This window comes from Pseudomonas sp. CCOS 191 (assembly GCF_001007005.1).
Lineage (GTDB): Bacteria > Pseudomonadota > Gammaproteobacteria > Pseudomonadales > Pseudomonadaceae > Aquipseudomonas > Aquipseudomonas soli.
This window is the reverse complement of record NZ_LN847264.1, coordinates 3,898,913-3,914,983: the sequence shown is the minus strand read 5'-3', so window position 1 is coordinate 3,914,983 and position 16,071 is coordinate 3,898,913. Positions and strand designations below refer to the sequence as shown.

Here is a 16,071-nt window from a genome sequence, read left to right as displayed (position 1 = left end):
CTCAAACCTCCGCCATCGAGAACAGAAGCTTGCGCTCGACGTCCTTGCATGGCCACCACGTCATATGGAGAGGGTTGCGCTTTGCCGGTGTCTGCAGAATCTTTCCGTGGCTTGGCTCGAGCCTGGCAGTAGCAATGTACTTCCCAAGTCTTGGGAACAATGATTGCTGATGGCTGCAGCTGGCAAGGTCGGGAAATACGGACAACCCATGGCGAATGCAGGCATTTTCGCCGGTTGCGTCAGCGGCCCGGCCACGCTCCGCCTGCGAGAGGCAATCCTGTTCGTGCACGGGGTTGTTGAGTGAAACCATATAAATCATACCGGAGCAGCTCACAGCCGCTGGTAGCGGACAGTTGTCGGGCAGCCCATCAGGAAAGGTCATCGGTGCATCCTTGTCGTGTCTGGCATTCTAGGTCCATGGTCGTGGTGCGTCCATGTGGCATGACTTGGCGTTCGATGATGGCTTGCAAGCGGGCAGTGTTTTTACCGGAGTGTTTTTTGCGCACTTGCTGCATCGGACCTGACTGTAGATGCAAATTGAGGAGCCAGCTGCTGATCTGAACGTCAGAATGGCTGTGTTTGGTGTAGGTCATTTCTGTATCACTGTTGGCGCCATTGCGCGCAAGCCCGCTCCTACAGATGGCAAGCAGGGTTTTTATACCGTTGGGGAGCTGCGTCAGACACATCGAGGCGAACGGCGCAGTAGCTATGGCATGATGCTCGGCCCCGCACGCGATTGACGTCGGTCTTGAAAGGAGAACTCAAATGCCCTCGTCCCCACCCAACGACCTGCCGGTCTATCGCCTGATCACCGGCAAGGACGACGCCAGTTTCTGCCAGCGCATTTCCGAGAGCCTGGCCTTGGGCTATCAGCTTTACGGTTCACCCAGCGTGACCTTCGATAGCAGCAAGGGATATGTAGTGGCTGCGCAGGCGGTACTGTGGCCAGTCCATGGCGCCGCCTCTCAAGGGTGACATGATGCGCACTGTGGTCACCCTGCGTCCGGCCTGTGTCGAAGAGGCTGGCGAAATAGCAGAGTTGGTCGCTGAAGCGTACACCCCCTATATCGCACGAATCGGCCGTAAGCCAGCCCCCATGCTGGATGACTATGCGCAGGTCATACGTGACGACGATGTGTTCGTGGCCATGCAGGCCAGGAGTATCGCTGGCGTTCTTGTTGTACGCCGTGAAAAGGGCGACCTGCTACTGGTGAACGTTGCCGTACGACCTGCATGCAAAGGGCAGGGTATCGGTCGACACATGCTCGATTTTGCCGAGGCCCATGCACGTGCAGCAGGGTGTGCGGCGATCAGGCTCTACACCCATGAGCGGATGGCGGAGAACATCGGGATCTATCAGAGGCTCGGCTACCGCGAAACCCATCGCGCAGAGGTAGATGGTTTCTCCCGGGTATTCATGTGCAAACCGTTGGCGGTGAGCGTTCGGCGTCCAGCCGACCCTGGCTGTGATAGTTGAGGAAGTCGCCCATCGCCTCGGTGAGTGCTGATTGTGCGGCGATGCGCCAGAACACCCGTCTGCCGAGTACGGGTTCCAAATAGCTGATCAGCGCCTGCGCTGCATTATGGTTGCCTGACTCCAGCCAGTGGCGGAGCAATGCTGCATTTTCCTGCCGGGAGAGTCTGGCGCCTTGTGTCAGCAACAGGGCGTAGCGGGTATTGATAGACCACAGGTCCTTCAGAAAGGCGATGCGCTCCAGGCTGGGGAGTGTGGCGAGCCAGTTTCTGACCTGTTTGTCGACTGGCCCATTGCCAACGTGCCTGGCCAGGTACTCTGGGGTGAAGGCTGGGGCGGTCAACTGTGGCTCCTGAAATCTTGCTTCCATGTATAGACGCCGGATCGGCTATCCCTGGAGCGTCTTGTCTTTCTGAACAGCTGATAGTGCGAGTATGGCGAGATCCTTCGACGCTTCACAGCCTTTGGTAGCTCCACGTAGGCAGTGCATGACATTTTCATCGGCAGGGTGTGACGCATGGGGTCACATATGATACTTTGCCATGTGTGACGCGTGGGGTCACACTCCGGTTTTGTCGCATGGAACGGATGCGTGCCCCATGCTCATCAGCTTTCGCCACAAAGGCCTGCGGCTCTTCCACGAAACGGGTAATACCCGCGGCATTCAGGCTGCCCATGTCCAGCGACTGCGGCGACAGTTGCAGTTCCTCGACAGTGCCGTGGTCGCCGAGGACATGAATGTGCCTGGCTGGCAGTTGCACCCGCTCAAAGGAGAGCGGCTCGGTTTCTGGTCGATAAGCGTGTCCGGCAATTGGCGCCTGGTATTCCGTTTCACAGGCTTTGATGTCGAACTGGTCGACTATCTCGACTACCACTGACAAGGGGCAAGATCATGGCTATGCACAACCCGCCTCACCCCGGCGAAACCCTGCGTGAAGATGTCCTGCCGACCTTGGGCTTGACGGTCAAGGCGTTCGCCGAGCATCTGGGTTTCTCGCGTGAGGCGCTGTCGCGGGTCCTTCATGGCCGAGCGGCGGTTTCTCCGGACCTGGCGGTACGCCTGGAAATGGCCGGCATCAGCACGGCGCGGCTGTGGCTGACGATCCAGGTGGACTACGACATCTGGCAGGCGCGCCAGCGCCAGCAACCGGTGATCACGCGGTTGCATCAAGCCGCTTGAGAAAAAGCCCGGGGTTCAGGCCCCGGGCTTTTACCTGAGCGTCAGCCGAGGCTGTCAGGCCACTGCCTCACGACCGGCACTGGCCACCTTGGTATGGCGCAAGGTCGGAATCAGGAACGCAATAGCCAGCACGCACGCGCTGACCAGCATCACGAAGCCACCGTCCCAGCCGAAGTGGTCGACGGTGTAGCCCATCGCCGCGCTGGCTGCGACCGAGCCACCCAGGTAACCGAACAACCCGGTGAAGCCCGCCGCGGTACCGGCGGCTTTCTTCGGCGCCAGTTCCAGCGCCTGCAGGCCGATCAGCATCACTGGTCCGTAGATCAGGAAGCCGATGGCGAACAACGCGATCATGTCGATGGTCGGGTTGCCCGGTGGGTTGAGCCAGTACACCAGGGTGGCCACGGTCACCAGGGCCATGAACACGATGCCGGTCAGGCCACGGTTGCCGCGGAAGATCTTGTCGGACATCCAGCCGCACAGCAGGGTGCCGGGGATGCCGGCCCACTCGTAGAAGAAGTAGGCCCACGAGGTGGTGTCGACGCTGAAGTGCTTGGCTTCCTTCAGGTAGGTCGGCGCCCAGTCCAGCACGCCGTAGCGCAGCAGGTAGACGAACACGTTGGCCAGGGCGATGTACCACAGCAGTTTGTTGCACAGCACGTACTGGACGAAGATCTGCTTGGCGCTGAACTCCTGCTCGTGGCTCTCATCGTAGCCTTCGGGGTAGTCGTTCTTGTACTGCTCGACCGGCGGCAGGCCGACCGATTGCGGGGTGTCGCGCATGGTGGCGAAAGCGAACACGGCCACCAGCACGGCAACCGTGGCGGGCACGTAGAAGGCCGCATGCCAGTCGTTGGTCCAGGCCAGGCCCAGCAGGAACAGCGGGCCGATCAGGCCGCCGCCGACGTTATGGGCGACGTTCCATACCGACACCACGCTGCCGCGCTCTTTCTGCGACCACCAGTGCACCATGGTCCGCCCGCTTGGCGGCCAGCCCATGCCCTGGGCCCAGCCGTTGATGAACAGCAGCACGAACATGATTGTCACGCTGGACGTGGCCCAATGCGCGAAACCGAAAATGAACATCACCCCGGCCGAGATCAGCAGGCCGAAGGGCAGGAAGTAGCGTGGGTTGGAGCGGTCCGAGACCAGGCCCATGAGGAACTTGGACAAACCGTAGGCGATGGCGATGGCGGAGATCGCCAGGCCCAGCTGGCCGCGGGTGTAGCCCTCTTCCTCGATGAGGTAGGGCATGGCCAGGGAGAAGTTCTTGCGCAGCAGGTAGTAGCCGGCATAGCCGAAGAAGATCCCGGCGAAGATTTGCCAGCGCAGGCGGCGATAGGTGCTGTCGACGCGCTCGTCGGGCAGCGGCGCCTGGTGCGCGGCAGGGCGGAAGAAGGCAAACATGTGAAGCTCCCAGCTTGTTATAGGTATGCGAAAACGAATTTTACATTTTCGTTACAGAAAAAATACCGGTTCTGCTGGGAAATACTGTTGTTTTGTGAACCTTGGCCAGCGCTATCCGCAGCCGAGCCCTCTCCCGCGCGACTTGCGCGCAAGAGGGGCTGCTACGGGGGAGGGTGGTGGTCGACACTGGCTAGGCTCTTTGTCGATCGACGATCCTGGGTCGAGGGTGCTTAGGTGAGGATCGTGATCGAGGTGCAATAGTTCAGTGGCGTTCGCCGTTGGCTTTACCGGCGCCTGCGGGAGCCTGGGTCTTGCCTGGGAAATTCAGTCGAGCACGGGCCGCAGGAAGCTGCGTTCATAGCTGAGGATGAAACGCTGCTCGGTGGCCAGGGCAAAGGCGGCGATGCACTCGGGGTCGGTTTCCGAGGCTTTGCGGTACTCCTCGTAGGCCGCCAGGCTGGGGAAGCTGAACAGCGCGTAGGCGACATTGTTGGCGCCTTCGCTGGGCAGGAAGTAGCCGTGATGGCTGCCGCCCATGCGGTTGACCAGGCCGATCCACAGCTTGCCGTAGGCTTCGAAGGCGGGGACCTGGTAGGGATCGATGATGTACTTGAGGTGGCAGGTGATCATTGCACGCAATCCTTTGGGTGAGCTGGGTGGCTCACCTTACAGGGCGTGAACGTAGGTAGCTAGGGCTTGGCCTGGCGCCAGATCAACTGCTCGGTGGGATAACCCTGCTTGCGCGCCAGCGCCAGCAACTGGTCACGGGTCTGGTCACTGACGGTGGGGGTGCGCGACAGCAGCCACAGGTATTCGCGGTTCGGGTGGCCAACCACGGCCACGCGGTAATCCACGTCGTGATACAGCACCCAGTACTCGCCCTTGGTCAGGTCCGGTGCCAGGCGGCTGAACCAGTTGTCGAAGCGTACCCAGAGCTTGTCGGTGCGGCCGGGCACCTGCGTCTCGGCGATGCCATTGGCCTGGTTCCATTGGCCGTCGTTTTCCAGGCAGCGGTTGGTGACGTCGATGCGCCCGTCCTCGCGCAGGCCATAACGGGCCTCGGACTGCACGCAGTTGCGCTGGAAGAACATCGGCAGGCGCGCCAGTTCGTACCAGGTGCCCTGGTAGCGCTGGAGCTCGACCTGTTGCGTGGTGGGCGGTGGCTGCTCGTCGCGGGCGCTGGTGCAGCCCGTGAGCGCGAGGGTGAGGCAGCAGCAAAACGGCACGGCCAGGCGCATCGCCATGGGAAACCTCCTGAAGGGGGGAAAGGCTCACATGGCTTTCGATGCGCGGGCCGGCCAAAGGTTTTACTGGGCTGGGCGGGAAGTTTCCACGCTCAGTACTTCGGTAAAGATGGCTTCGACGGTCTGGTCGACCTTGAGGTTTTTCATCCGTGCCTGCAGCTCGGGGTTCTCGACCTTGACCACCTGTAGTTTGCCTTCGGGCGGCAGCAGGGTGACTTCATGAGTGTTGAGGTCGATCTTCTTGATCTGCGAGGTGACCTTGACCTGGCGGAAAGCCTCGCCACCAGGGTTGGGGTTGGCCGCGGTGGCGCGGATGGTGCCCGATTCCTCGGAGGCCTTGGGCGCGCCGCCGACATTGGTGTTCAGTACATAGGCGATGGCACGGGTGACTTTGATGTCGACCTGGTCGCCGACCTTGAGGTTGGGCAAGGCCTTGGCCTGTTCGGTGAGCTGGAAGGTCACGTCCTTATCGTGGGGCCCTTTGACCGTGACCTGGCGGTTGGGCAGGTCGATCTTGGTCACTTCGGTGGTGATATGGCTTTCCAGCGCCTCGCTGGCGATGGGCAGTTCGGCGGCGTGGGCGGCGAGGCTGGTCGCGCCGATGAGCGAGGTGAAAGCGATGGCGCGGGCGAGGGTCGAGTTCATTGGCCTGTCTTCCTTGTGGTCGATACCGAGGGGTGGTTCGCGTTGAGCAAGCATAGACAGTAGTTGGCCGGTGTGTGGCCCGCTCACAAGGCTGGCTGTTCCAGGGCCTTGGCGGCGGACACGCTCACAGCTCCGGGCAGTGTCACGGCATTCTTGGCGGCCAGCACTTCGGCCATCACGCTCACTGCGATCTCCGCCGGGGTCTTGCTGCCGATGTAGATGCCGATGGGGCCATGCAGTCGTTGCAACGAGGCCTCGCTCTCGCCGAAATGCTCGATCAAGCGCTCGCGGCGCAGCTGGCTGTTGCGCCGCGAGCCGATGGCGCCAATGTAGAACGCCGGGCTGTGCAGGGCCTCGAGCAGCGCCAGGTCGTCGAGCTTGGGGTCGTGGCTGACGGCGATGATGCAGGTGCGCAGGTCTGCGTTGAAGGCGCGTACCGCATCGTCCGGCATGCCCTTGAGGTGCTCGACGCCGGCCACCGCCCAGGTGGCCATGTGTTCGGGGCGAGGGTCGCACACCGCCACCCGGAAGCCGTTGAACAAGGCCATGGTCGCCAGGTACTCGGCCAGGGCCCCGGCGCCGATCAGCAGCATGCGGTAGCCGGGGCCGAGGGTGTTGACCATGTGCTGGCCATCGAAACTGAACTGCTCGGGCGTGGCGGTGGCGGCCAGGCTCACCACGCCGCTTTGCAGGGCCAGTCGGCGGCGCATCAGCCGGCCCTGGTCGAGGTGCTCCAGCAGTTGCTGCAGCGGCAATACTGCCGGTTCGAATTCCAGGATCAGTTCCAGGGTGCCACCGCAGGGCAGGCCAAAGCGGTGGGCCTCGTCGGCGCTGACGCCATAGCGGATCACCTCGGGCCTGCCCAGGGGCAGGCCGGGGCCACCATAGGCGGTGGTGTAGCGATGGATCAGGTCGTCCTCGATACAGCCACCGGACACGCTGCCGACCACCCGCCCATCGTTGCGCAGCGCCATCATCGAGCCGACCGGGCGAGGGGAGGAGCCCCAGGTGCGGGCGACAGTGGCGAGCAGCACGCGGTGCCCGGCCTGGAGCCAGTCGTGGGTGGTGCGCAGGACCAGCAGGTCGATGCTTTCCATGGTGTCCTCGGTATTTCAGTTGACTGTGATCGGGGCCGCTGCGCGGCCCATCGCCGCGGTTCGTCGCCACGACAAGCCGGCTCCCACTCCGAACGCATCGGTTTGAAGGCCTGCGCTGTACCTGTGGGAGCCGGCTTGCCGGCGATGGCGGTATCAGCGCATATGCAGGATGATCGGGCTGCTGCTGGCAGGGTCGGTATGCACGCGCAGCTCGCCCACCGCCTTGGCCTGCACCGCGCCACCCTGATTGCCCCAGGCACTGCGGGCGAAACTCAGCACCTCGGCGATCTCCCGGTCCGACAACTGCTCACGGAACGCCGGCATGCGGTAGGCGTCCGGCACCCCGGCGGCGACGATGCGCTGCGAGCCGTTGAGGGTGATGTTGATCGCCGAGGCATTCTCTGCGGCCAGCATCGAGGTGGCCCCCGCCAGCGGCGGCATCCACTCGGCCTGGCCCTTGCCATCCGCACCATGGCAGCTGGCGCAACGGGTCGCGTAGGTGTGCGCGCCGGGCGCATCAGGCGCGGCGGCCGTCGCCTGGTACTGCCAGGGTGCGCCATCACGCCGAGGGTCGCCGGGCAATGCCTTGAGGTAGCGGGCGATCGCGCCCAGGTCGTCGTCGCTCATGAACTGCGTGGAGTTGTTGAACGCCTCGGTCATCGAGCCGTACACCACTGCATGGCGATTGCGCCCGGTCTTGAGGAACTGCACGATCTCGGCTTCGCTCCAGCGCCCGAGCCCGGTGTTGTGATCCTGGCGCAGGCTCGGCGCGTACCAGCCATCGAGCAGGGCCCCGGCGAGGAACGGCGCGCCGCTTTCGTCCAGGGCTTTCTCGTTGAAGGCCAGGCCCCGAGGCGTATGGCAACTGCCGCAGTGGCCGGGGCCCTGGACGATGTAGGCGCCGCGATTCCACAGCGGATCCTGGTCGGGTTTCTGCGCATAGGCGGTGGTCGGTGCGAAGAGGCCGTTCCACAGGGCGATGGGCCAGCGCAGGTTCAATGGCCAGGGAATGCTGCTGGGAATATTGGCTTCGGCTGCCGGTTGCACGCCCTTCATGAAGAACGCGTAGAGCGCGCGCACATCGTCATCGCTGAGCTTGGCATAGGACGGGTAGGGCATGGCTGGGTATAGCCTTCGCCCTCCCGGCGCCACGCCCTGGCGCACGGCGCGGTCGAAGTCGGCCAGGCTGTAGGCGCCGATGCCGTGCTCGCGGTCCGCGGTGATGTTGGTGGCATGGATCGCCCCCAGCGGCGTGGCCATTTCCAGGCCTCCGGCAAAGGGCGCCTTGCCCGGCAGGCTGTGGCAGGCCACGCAGTCGCTGAGGCGGGCGACGTATTCACCGCGGCTGACCAGGGCGGCGTCGGCGCTGTCCGAGGCGCTGAAGGGCGTGGCAGGCTCGCGGGTGACGTACCAGGCCAGCAGGCCTGCCGCGACCAGGCACGGCAAGGCCAGCCAGCCTGCGGTTCTTGCGAATCGGCTGTTGTTCATGGGCTGTCCTTGTCGTGTCAGCTGAAGGTATGGCGGCTCAGGGGCATGCTGCGCACGCGCTGGCCGGTGAGCTGGGCCACGGCGTTGGCCACCGCAGGCGCCACCGCCGGCAGCGGCGGTTCACCGATGCCGCCCATCTTCGCCCCGCTCTCGACGATGCGCACATGCACCCGGGCCATGCGCGACGGCGGCAACACCGGGTACAGGTCGTAGTTGCGCGCCCGTGGCATGCCGTTCAGCCACACCGATTCTTCCAGCAGCACCTGGGACAGGCCCAGGGATACCGCGCCGTTGACCTGGGCCTCGATGATCGCCGGGTTGACGATGCTGCCCGGGTCGATGGCCTGCCAGATGTCGTGCACCTTGACCTGGCCGCTCTCCAGCGACACTTCGGCGATGACCGCCGCCTCCGAGCCGAACGGCGAGGCCATGGCTACGCCGCGGGCGCGCTTGCTGCCGTCCTCGGCGGTGAACGGGCCGCGCTTCCAGCCGCCGGACAGCTCGCCCACCGCCTGCAGCAGGGTGGTCAGGCGCGGGTTGTCGCGCAGCAGTTGCAGGCGCAGCTCGAAGGGATCGTGGCCGCCCTTGTCGGCCAGCTCGTCGAGGAACGACTCGTAGAAGAAGTCGTTCAGCGAATTGCCCACCGAGCGCCAGTAGCCGAGCATGGCCGGGCCTTTGACATAGATCTGCGCGATACGCTTGTTGGCGATGGCGTAGGCCTTGCCCGACAGCCCTTCGAGGGCGGTGGGGTCGACCGTGTCGCCCTGCTTGCCGGCAATGGCCTCGGTCGGGCCTTCGGTGGCGCTGATCGCCTCGATGGCCACCGGCAGGCCTTTCTCGTCCAGCGCGGCGCGGAACTTGACCACGGCCATGGGGCGCATGGCATCGCGCAGGAACTCTTCCTCGCGGCTCCAGATCAGTTTCACCGGCCTGCCGACCGCCTTGGCCAGGGCGATGGCCTGCGGGTAGGGGTTGGCCGAGTCGTACAGGAAGTGCCGACCGAAGAAACCGCCGAGGAGTGGCGAATGCAGGGTGATCCGCGCCGGGTCCAGGCCGGTGCGCTTGGCGATGTCGTCGCGGAACATGTCCTGGGCCTGGTTGGGCAGCCACACTTCCAGCGAGCCGTCGGGGTTGAAACGGGCGGTGGCGGAGGGCGGTTCCAACTGCGCGTGGTTGAGGAACTGGTTGTGGTAGGTGGCCTCGACCTTGGTCTTGGCCGCGGCCAGGGCGCCGGCGACATCGCCATGGTTTTCCTCGTCGCGGCTCGGCCCGGTCTGGGCGGCCAGGTGTTCGCGCCAGCCATCGCTGGAAAAGTCGGCAGGCATAGGCCGCACCTGGCTGTCGGCGGCCACTTCCTTCCAGTCCACCTGCAGCGCTTCCACCGCACGCTTGGCGTGCCACCAGCGTTCGGCGACCACGGCGACCGCACCGGGCAGTTGATGCACCGAGTGCACACCCTTCATCGCCTTGACCTGTTCCTCGTTGCGCAGGTTGCCTACGGTCATGCCCAGGCGCGGCGCATGCTGCACCGCGGCGTGGAGCATGCCGTCGACCTTGACGTCGATGCTGTAGACGGCCTTGCCGGTGGACTTGTCGTAGGCGTCGAGGCGCTGCACCGGCTTGCCGATCCAGCGGAACTGGCTGGGGTCGCGCAGCTTGACGCTGGCAGGGTCCGGCACCGGCAGGTCCATGGCCTTGGCGGCCAGTTCGCCGTAGCCCAGCGCACGGCCCGAGGCCGCGTGCACCACCTTGCCAGGCTCGGTGCTCAGTTCACCAACTGGCACCCCCAACTGCTCGGCGCCGGCCTGCAGCAGCATGGCGCGGGCCAGGGCGCCGAGGCGACGCATGGTCGGGTAGCTCATGCGCACCGACATGCTGCCGCCGGTGATGCGCAGGCCGTTCTCCATCACCACGTAGGCCTCGCCCGCTGGCGCGCTTTCGACCACGAAGGTGGCCGGGTCGGCGTCCAGTTCCTCGCCGATGATCTGCGCCATGGCCGTGTTGACGCCTTGCCCGCCCTCCATGAACGGGCTGAGCAGGTGCACGCTGCCGTCCGCGCGGATTTCCAGGAAGGCCGGCACCTGGGTGCCACGCTCGGGGGATGTGGCGGCGGCCTGCACCCGCGCCGAGCCCAGCGGCAGGCCAAAACCCAGCACCAGGGCACCGATGGCGCTGCCGGCGAGAAAACGCCGGCGCGACAGGTTGACCGTTTCGCCGCTGCGCAGCCGTGCCAGGTCGTCAGGGGTGTCGATACGCGCGTTCATCAGGCGTTCTCCCCTTGGGCCAGTTCGTGCACGGCGGCATGGATGGCGTTGTAGGTACCGCAGCGGCACAGGTTGACCATGGCCGCGTCGATCTGTTCGGTACTGGGCTTGGGGGTGTGCTTGAGCAGCGCGGTGGCCGCCATCACCTGGCCGGACTGGCAGTAGCCGCACTGGGCCACCTGGTGCTCGACCCAGGCGGCGACCACGCGCTTGCCCACGGCGTCGGCTTCGATGGCCTCGATGGTGGTGACTTCACGACCGACCACGCCGGCCACCGGGGTGACGCAGGCGCGCACCACATTGCCGTCCACCAGCACCGAGCAGGCGCCGCATTGGGCCAGGCCGCAACCGTACTTGGTGCCGGTCAGGCCCAGGTCGTCGCGGATCACCCAGAGCAAGGGCGTGTCGGCGTCAGCCTCGACCTGGTAGGTCTGCTGGTTGATTCTTAGTTCCATGGGCTCACCTGCTGATCATCGGTTCTGGAAGCGGGGAATACGCTGTTCCCCAATCCAGAAACGCTAGCACATGGCCCCGTTGCGCAATCGATGCACCCCGCAGGTTCAGAGGATCAGGCAAGCAATCCGGCGGAATGCGCAAGCCCCCTCAATCGATGCGCGGGTGCTGCTGGGCCAGGGTCTTGCGCTTGGCCTCCAGCTCGGCGATCTGCGCGTCGATGTCCTCGATCTTCTGTTCGATATTGTCGTGGTGCTCCTGCAGCAGTTCGCGGGCTTCGTCGATATCCGAGGCGGCCGGGGCGGCGCCGCGCAACGGACGGTTGGCGGTCTCCTTCATGGTCAGGCCGGTGAGCAGGCCGATCACGGCGATCACCATCAGGTAGTAGGCCGGCATGTACAGGTTGTCGGTGGTTTCCACCAGCCAGGCGGCGAGGGTCGGGGTCAGGCCGGCGATCAGCACCGAGATGTTGAAGGCGCTGGCCAGGGCGCTGTAGCGGATGTGGGTGGGGAACATCGCCGGCAGGGTCGAGGCCATCACGCCGATGAAGAAGTTCAGCAGCACGGCGAGGATCAACAGGCCGGCGAAGATCACCGCCAGCTTGCCGCTGGTGATCAGCATGAACGCCGGGATCGCCAGGGCGAACAGCCCGACGCTGCCGATGATGATGAATGGCTTGCGCCCCCACTTGTCGCTGAGCAGGCCGATGATCGGCTGCACGAAGAGCATGCCGACCATGATCGCGATGATGATCAGCACGCCGTGGTCTTCGCTGTAGTGCAGGTTGTGCGAGAGGTAGCTGGGCATGTAGGTGAGCAGCATGTAGTAGGTGACGTTGGTGGCGATCACCACGCCGATGCAGGTCAGCAGGCTGCGCCAGTGCTGGGTCGCCACCTCTTTGAACGACACTTTCGGGCCGCTGGCCAGGCCTTCGCGGTCACCTTGCTCGAGTTTTTCGACGTGTTGCTGGAAGGCCGGGGTTTCTTCCAGCGCGTGGCGCAGGTACAGGCCGATCAGGCCCAGCGGCAGGGCCAGGAAGAACGGCAGGCGCCAGCCCCATTCGAGGAACTGTTCCTCGCCGAGGAGCGTCGAGATCAACACCACCACGCCGGCGCCGAGGACAAAGCCGGCGATCGAGCCGAAGTCCAGCCAGCTGCCGAGGAAGCCGCGCTTGCGGTCCGGGGCGTATTCGGCGACGAAGATCGAGGCACCGGTGTATTCACCGCCCACCGAGAAGCCCTGGGCCATCTTCGCCAGCAACAGCAGGATCGGCGCCCAGATGCCGATGCTCGCGTAGGAGGGGATCAGGCCGATGGCGAAGGTGCTCAGGGACATGATCACGATGGTCGCCGCCAGCACTTTCTGGCGCCCGTAGCGGTCGCCCAGGGCGCCGAAGAACAGCCCGCCCAGCGGGCGGATCAGGAAGGGCACGGAGAAGGTGGCCAGCGCCGCGATCATCTGCACGCCGGGGCTGGCGTTGGGGAAGAACACCTTGCCCAGGGCATAGGCGACGAAGCCGTAGACGCCAAAGTCGAACCATTCCATCGCGTTGCCCAGGGCGGCGGCGGTGATGGCCTTGCGCATCTTGGCGTCGTCGACGATGGTGATGTCCTTCAAACCGATGGGCTTGACGGGTTTTCTGCGTGATTTCATGGGCCGTTGTCCTTGAAGGCTTGGGGCATGGCCATGGTTTGGCCGGCCTTGTACCTAGGGTCAGATACAACGGTGCGCTAAATAATTCCCTGCTAGATCATTTGTGTGCGGCACGGATGGCCCTGGCGCGGGACAAAACCGCCTTTACCGTCAGGCCTTTCAAGGTGATCGTCGCGACGGCTTCTGCACCTGTGATGGCATTTTGATTTTCAGGGTGCGCAGCCGCTATCCTTGCGCCTGCATTCATCAAGGAAGAACCATGCGTCTGTCGTCCTGCCTCAAATCGGTTGTCGCCCTGTCACTTGCCGGCCTGCTCGGCGCCTGCTCCAACTACCACTACAAGGAATACCAGGGCGACTGGGCGCCGGAAACGGTGACGCCCCATGATCTGTCCGGTAACCAGGCCGACGCACCGGTCGTGTACTTCGCCACTGTCCGTTACCGAGCCTTGGGCGTGCCGTTCCATCGGCTACTGCTGGCCACCCATGTCGATGACCAATTGCTCGAAGGGGCCGGGCGCCGGTCGATCCTCGATATTGCAGGCAAGCAGGCGCTGCGGCTGAAGCCGGGCAAGCACTCGCTGAGTTGGTGCTGGGCCTCGATGAATGCGCTGGGAACCGGTGGCGGTAAATGCGGTTTCACCGCGCGTGACGTCGAGTTTCGTGCAGGCAAGCGCTACATCGTCGACTTTGACACGGTTGATGCCATCAATGGCCCACCCGGGCGAGAGACGATGACCATCACCATTACCTCCGAGATTCGCGACCTCGATACCCAGGAGGTGGTCTACCCGCCCAAGGGTAGCGAAGCGTTGACCAAGAGCATGGACGGTTGATTGCCAGTGACGCCCACGCTGAAACCGCGTCGTACCCACAAGGCGGCCCAGGTAATGGCACAGTATTGATTGGCCCGAAATAGATGTGGGGCCTTGTGTGGTGATGCGCCGCCTGTGCGGCGCTCGATCTCGCAGGCGCTGCACTAAGCTCGTCGAACACCTGGAAAAATATACGTTCCAGAGCCAATCACTCTTGATTATATGGCGCAACTTTTGCGCAATTTTCAACCCACTTATCTCCCGCTCAATCTGCCGATAAAGCAGAAAGTTGACCAGCTATCCTCCCTTACGACTAAAGTCCGGTGTCTCCTGCTCGTGTCTACAAGTACCGTGGGGCCAGACAGTCATCAAGTTCGATTGTTGGACAATTCGATCCCTCCACCCCATACCCGCTTTACCACGGGCTATCAAGTGACCATGCGGTCATGCCCGGCGCCATGTGGTAATTAGCAGTCGTTAACTTTTCCGTGAGCGTTTCAACAAACAACGCTCAACTTTCTAAAGTTATTGCGCGTGTGCCGATAACCCTCGGTGACCGTGCTGGGAAGTTCCAAGTACTGCGATTCTCGCTGTGCCTTTGCCTGCGAATGGGTGTTGTATGCCGTACCTGTCTGCTGTTGATCGTCGTCAATTAATGCTGTCTGTCGCACTGGCTTGCCTGTGCGCCGGCAACCTGCATGCCGAGACATTTACGCCCGGCCAGGAAGTGTTGCGCCAACAGCAACAGCAACAACAGGACCTGCAGCAACTGCAACTGGAACAACGCCGCCGTCAACTGCAGCGCGGTGCGTTCACCGGGCCCGATACTTCCGCGCAGGTCCCCCAGGCCGCGGCCCCGGACACGCACTGCTGGCCGCTGGCCGGGGTGCGGGTGGGCGGCGTTACCCTGATCGACCGTGCCACCCTCGATGCGCGCATCGATCCGCTGGTGGCGGCGTGCATGGGCGTGGGGCAGATCAACCAGCTGCTGGCGAGTATCACCGCGCTGTACCTGGAAAAGGGCTATATCGCCAGCCGGCCCTACCTGAGCAGCGCCCCGGCAGCCGGGCAGTCGCTGGACATCCTGGTGGACGAGGGCTACCTGGAGGCCATCGAACTGGCCGACCAGCACCTGCCGGTGTCGCTGGCCGGGGCCTTCCCCGGCATGCTCGGCGAGCCGCTGAACCTGCGTGACCTGGAGCAGGGCCTGGACCAGCTCAACCGCCTGCGCTCGGTCGACCTGACCGCCGACATCGCCCCCGGCAGCCAGCCGGGCGCCTCGCGGATCATCCTGCGCCCGCGCAGCGCCGGCCAGCCACGGGTGGCCGTGGGCCTGGGCCTGGACAACCTTGGCAGCGCCAGCACCGGGCGTGACCGTCGCGTGCTCAGCCTGGGCCTGGATAACCCGCTGGCACTCAACGACCTGCTCAGCCTGTCGGCCAGCGATACCCTCAACCAGGGCGACCGTTACAGCCGCAACGCCAGCCTGTACTACGCGATCCCCTATGGCTACTGGACCTTCAGCCTGTTCGCCAGCCATGCCGAGTACCGCTCGCCGGTCAAGCTCAGCACGCTGACCCTGCATAGCCGCGGCATCACCGACCAGCTCAGCCTGCGCGGCGAGCGCGTGCTGTGGCGCGACCAGCGCCATCAACTGAGCGCCATCCTGCAACTGGCGCACAAGGATGTCGACAGCGAGTTCGCCAAGGTCCGCCTGGACGTGCAGAGCCCGACGCTGACCGTGGCCGAGGCCGGGCTCAACCTGTTCTGGCTCGACCACGCGGTGTGGAACCTGGACCTCAACTATGCCCAGGGGCTGCATTGGTTCGGTGCCGACGATGACGCCGATCGCCCGGTGCCCGACCTGCCCATGGCGCAGTTCCACAAGTACCGCGCCGGCCTCAGCCAGTGGCGTAATGGCCAGCTGCTGGGCCAGGCCTGGCAGTGGCAGAGCCAGCTCAACCTGCAGTACAGCCCCGACCCGCTGCCGGCCATCGAACAGTTGCTCGGCACCGACGATTCGGCCGTGCGCGGCTACCGCATCAGCAGCCTGTCCGGCGCCAGTGGGGCGGTATGGCGCAACACCCTGCGCCTGCCGCTGCGGGCTCAGGGGCCGTTGAGCATCACCCCTCGGCTGGGCCTGGACCACGGCTGGATCAAGGCCGACCACGGCGCCGCCAGCCAGCGCCTGAGCGGCGCGAGCCTGGGCGTGAACCTGGGCTGGAAGGCGCTGCAGCTGGACATCGACTACCAGCGCAGCCTCAACACGCCCCGCGGTTACCAGCGCGAGCCCGAAGTCTGGCTGTTGCGGGCCGCCGTGCAGATTTGAGCGCACCGATTCAGCAGTACCTA

The 16,071-nt window shown here is 64.4% G+C and carries 17 protein-coding genes; 6 read left to right on the top strand and 11 right to left on the bottom strand.

Features of this window, described 5'->3' with window-relative positions:
* Position 1: 1 nt before the first annotated feature.
* On the bottom strand, positions 2–382 hold the full coding sequence (locus tag CCOS191_RS17325) for a hypothetical protein (protein WP_046856276.1): 381 nt from the start codon (positions 380–382) through the stop codon (positions 2–4).
* A gap of 383 nt (positions 383–765) precedes the next feature.
* Here CCOS191_RS17325 and CCOS191_RS17320 point away from each other — a divergent pair, with 383 nt between their 5' ends.
* On the top strand, positions 766–975 hold the full coding sequence (locus CCOS191_RS17320; RefSeq protein WP_046856275.1) for a DUF1737 domain-containing protein: 210 nt from the start codon (positions 766–768) through the stop codon (positions 973–975).
* A complete protein-coding gene (locus tag CCOS191_RS17315) occupies positions 953–1,477 on the top strand; it encodes a GNAT family N-acetyltransferase (protein ID WP_442963649.1) in 525 nt (174 codons plus the stop codon). Before CCOS191_RS17320 ends, CCOS191_RS17315 begins: the two co-directional genes overlap by 23 nt.
* Here the strand turns inward: CCOS191_RS17315 and CCOS191_RS28030 are convergent.
* Positions 1,416–1,817 carry a hypothetical protein gene (locus CCOS191_RS28030; protein WP_156177642.1) on the bottom strand — a complete coding sequence of 134 codons (402 nt, stop codon included), beginning with the start codon at positions 1,815–1,817 and terminating at the stop codon, positions 1,416–1,418. The two genes, CCOS191_RS17315 and CCOS191_RS28030, sit on opposite strands and share 62 nt — an antisense overlap.
* Before the next feature lie 256 nt (positions 1,818–2,073).
* Here CCOS191_RS28030 and CCOS191_RS17310 point away from each other — a divergent pair, with 256 nt between their 5' ends.
* Both CCOS191_RS17310 and CCOS191_RS17305 read left to right on the top strand, forming a co-directional pair.
* Positions 2,074–2,352, top strand: a complete 279-nt coding sequence (locus CCOS191_RS17310; RefSeq protein WP_046856274.1) for a type II toxin-antitoxin system RelE/ParE family toxin — start codon at positions 2,074–2,076, stop codon at positions 2,350–2,352.
* Positions 2,353–2,366: 14 nt separating this feature from the next.
* Positions 2,367–2,654 carry a HigA family addiction module antitoxin gene (locus CCOS191_RS17305; protein WP_046856273.1) on the top strand — a complete coding sequence of 96 codons (288 nt, stop codon included), beginning with the start codon at positions 2,367–2,369 and terminating at the stop codon, positions 2,652–2,654.
* A 54-nt stretch (positions 2,655–2,708) separates the two neighbouring features.
* On the opposite strand, the gene glpT is transcribed toward CCOS191_RS17305, so the two are convergent.
* The 9 genes from glpT to proP all read right to left on the bottom strand — a co-directional run bounded on the left by glpT (position 2,709) and on the right by proP (position 12,905).
* A complete protein-coding gene (gene glpT, locus CCOS191_RS17300) occupies positions 2,709–4,061 on the bottom strand; it encodes a glycerol-3-phosphate transporter (RefSeq protein ID WP_046856272.1) in 1,353 nt (450 codons plus the stop codon).
* A gap of 324 nt (positions 4,062–4,385) precedes the next feature.
* The gene (locus CCOS191_RS17295) at positions 4,386–4,691 is read right to left on the bottom strand and encodes an NIPSNAP family protein (protein WP_046856271.1); all 306 of its coding nucleotides are present in this window, start codon (positions 4,689–4,691) and stop codon (positions 4,386–4,388) included.
* 59 nt (positions 4,692–4,750) lie between these two features.
* Positions 4,751–5,305, bottom strand: coding sequence for a lipocalin family protein (locus CCOS191_RS17290; RefSeq protein WP_046856270.1), 555 nt, complete (start codon positions 5,303–5,305; stop codon positions 4,751–4,753).
* Between the two features lie 63 nt (positions 5,306–5,368).
* Positions 5,369–5,950, bottom strand: a complete 582-nt coding sequence (locus tag CCOS191_RS17285; protein WP_046856269.1) for a hypothetical protein — start codon at positions 5,948–5,950, stop codon at positions 5,369–5,371.
* An 83-nt stretch (positions 5,951–6,033) separates the two neighbouring features.
* Complete coding sequence (locus CCOS191_RS17280; RefSeq protein ID WP_046856268.1) at positions 6,034–7,047, bottom strand: XdhC family protein; 1,014 nt, start codon at positions 7,045–7,047, stop codon at positions 6,034–6,036.
* Positions 7,048–7,200: 153 nt separating this feature from the next.
* Positions 7,201–8,535: a c-type cytochrome gene (locus tag CCOS191_RS17275; protein WP_046856267.1), complete on the bottom strand. Its 1,335-nt coding sequence runs from the start codon at positions 8,533–8,535 to the stop codon at positions 7,201–7,203.
* Positions 8,536–8,552: 17 nt separating this feature from the next.
* Positions 8,553–10,799, bottom strand: coding sequence for a xanthine dehydrogenase family protein molybdopterin-binding subunit (locus tag CCOS191_RS17270; RefSeq protein WP_046856266.1), 2,247 nt, complete (start codon positions 10,797–10,799; stop codon positions 8,553–8,555).
* Positions 10,799–11,254 carry a (2Fe-2S)-binding protein gene (locus CCOS191_RS17265; RefSeq protein WP_023631311.1) on the bottom strand — a complete coding sequence of 152 codons (456 nt, stop codon included), beginning with the start codon at positions 11,252–11,254 and terminating at the stop codon, positions 10,799–10,801. The genes CCOS191_RS17270 and CCOS191_RS17265 overlap by 1 nt, the downstream gene beginning before the upstream one ends.
* A 148-nt stretch (positions 11,255–11,402) precedes the next feature.
* Positions 11,403–12,905: a glycine betaine/L-proline transporter ProP gene (gene proP, locus CCOS191_RS17260; protein WP_023631310.1), complete on the bottom strand. Its 1,503-nt coding sequence runs from the start codon at positions 12,903–12,905 to the stop codon at positions 11,403–11,405.
* A 259-nt stretch (positions 12,906–13,164) separates the two neighbouring features.
* Here proP and CCOS191_RS17255 point away from each other — a divergent pair, with 259 nt between their 5' ends.
* Positions 13,165–13,740, top strand: a complete 576-nt coding sequence (locus tag CCOS191_RS17255; protein WP_046856265.1) for a hypothetical protein — start codon at positions 13,165–13,167, stop codon at positions 13,738–13,740.
* A 598-nt stretch (positions 13,741–14,338) separates the two neighbouring features.
* Entirely contained in the window at positions 14,339–16,048 is a 1,710-nt protein-coding gene (locus CCOS191_RS17250) for a ShlB/FhaC/HecB family hemolysin secretion/activation protein (protein ID WP_046856264.1), read from the top strand.
* Positions 16,049–16,071: the final 23 nt, after the last annotated feature.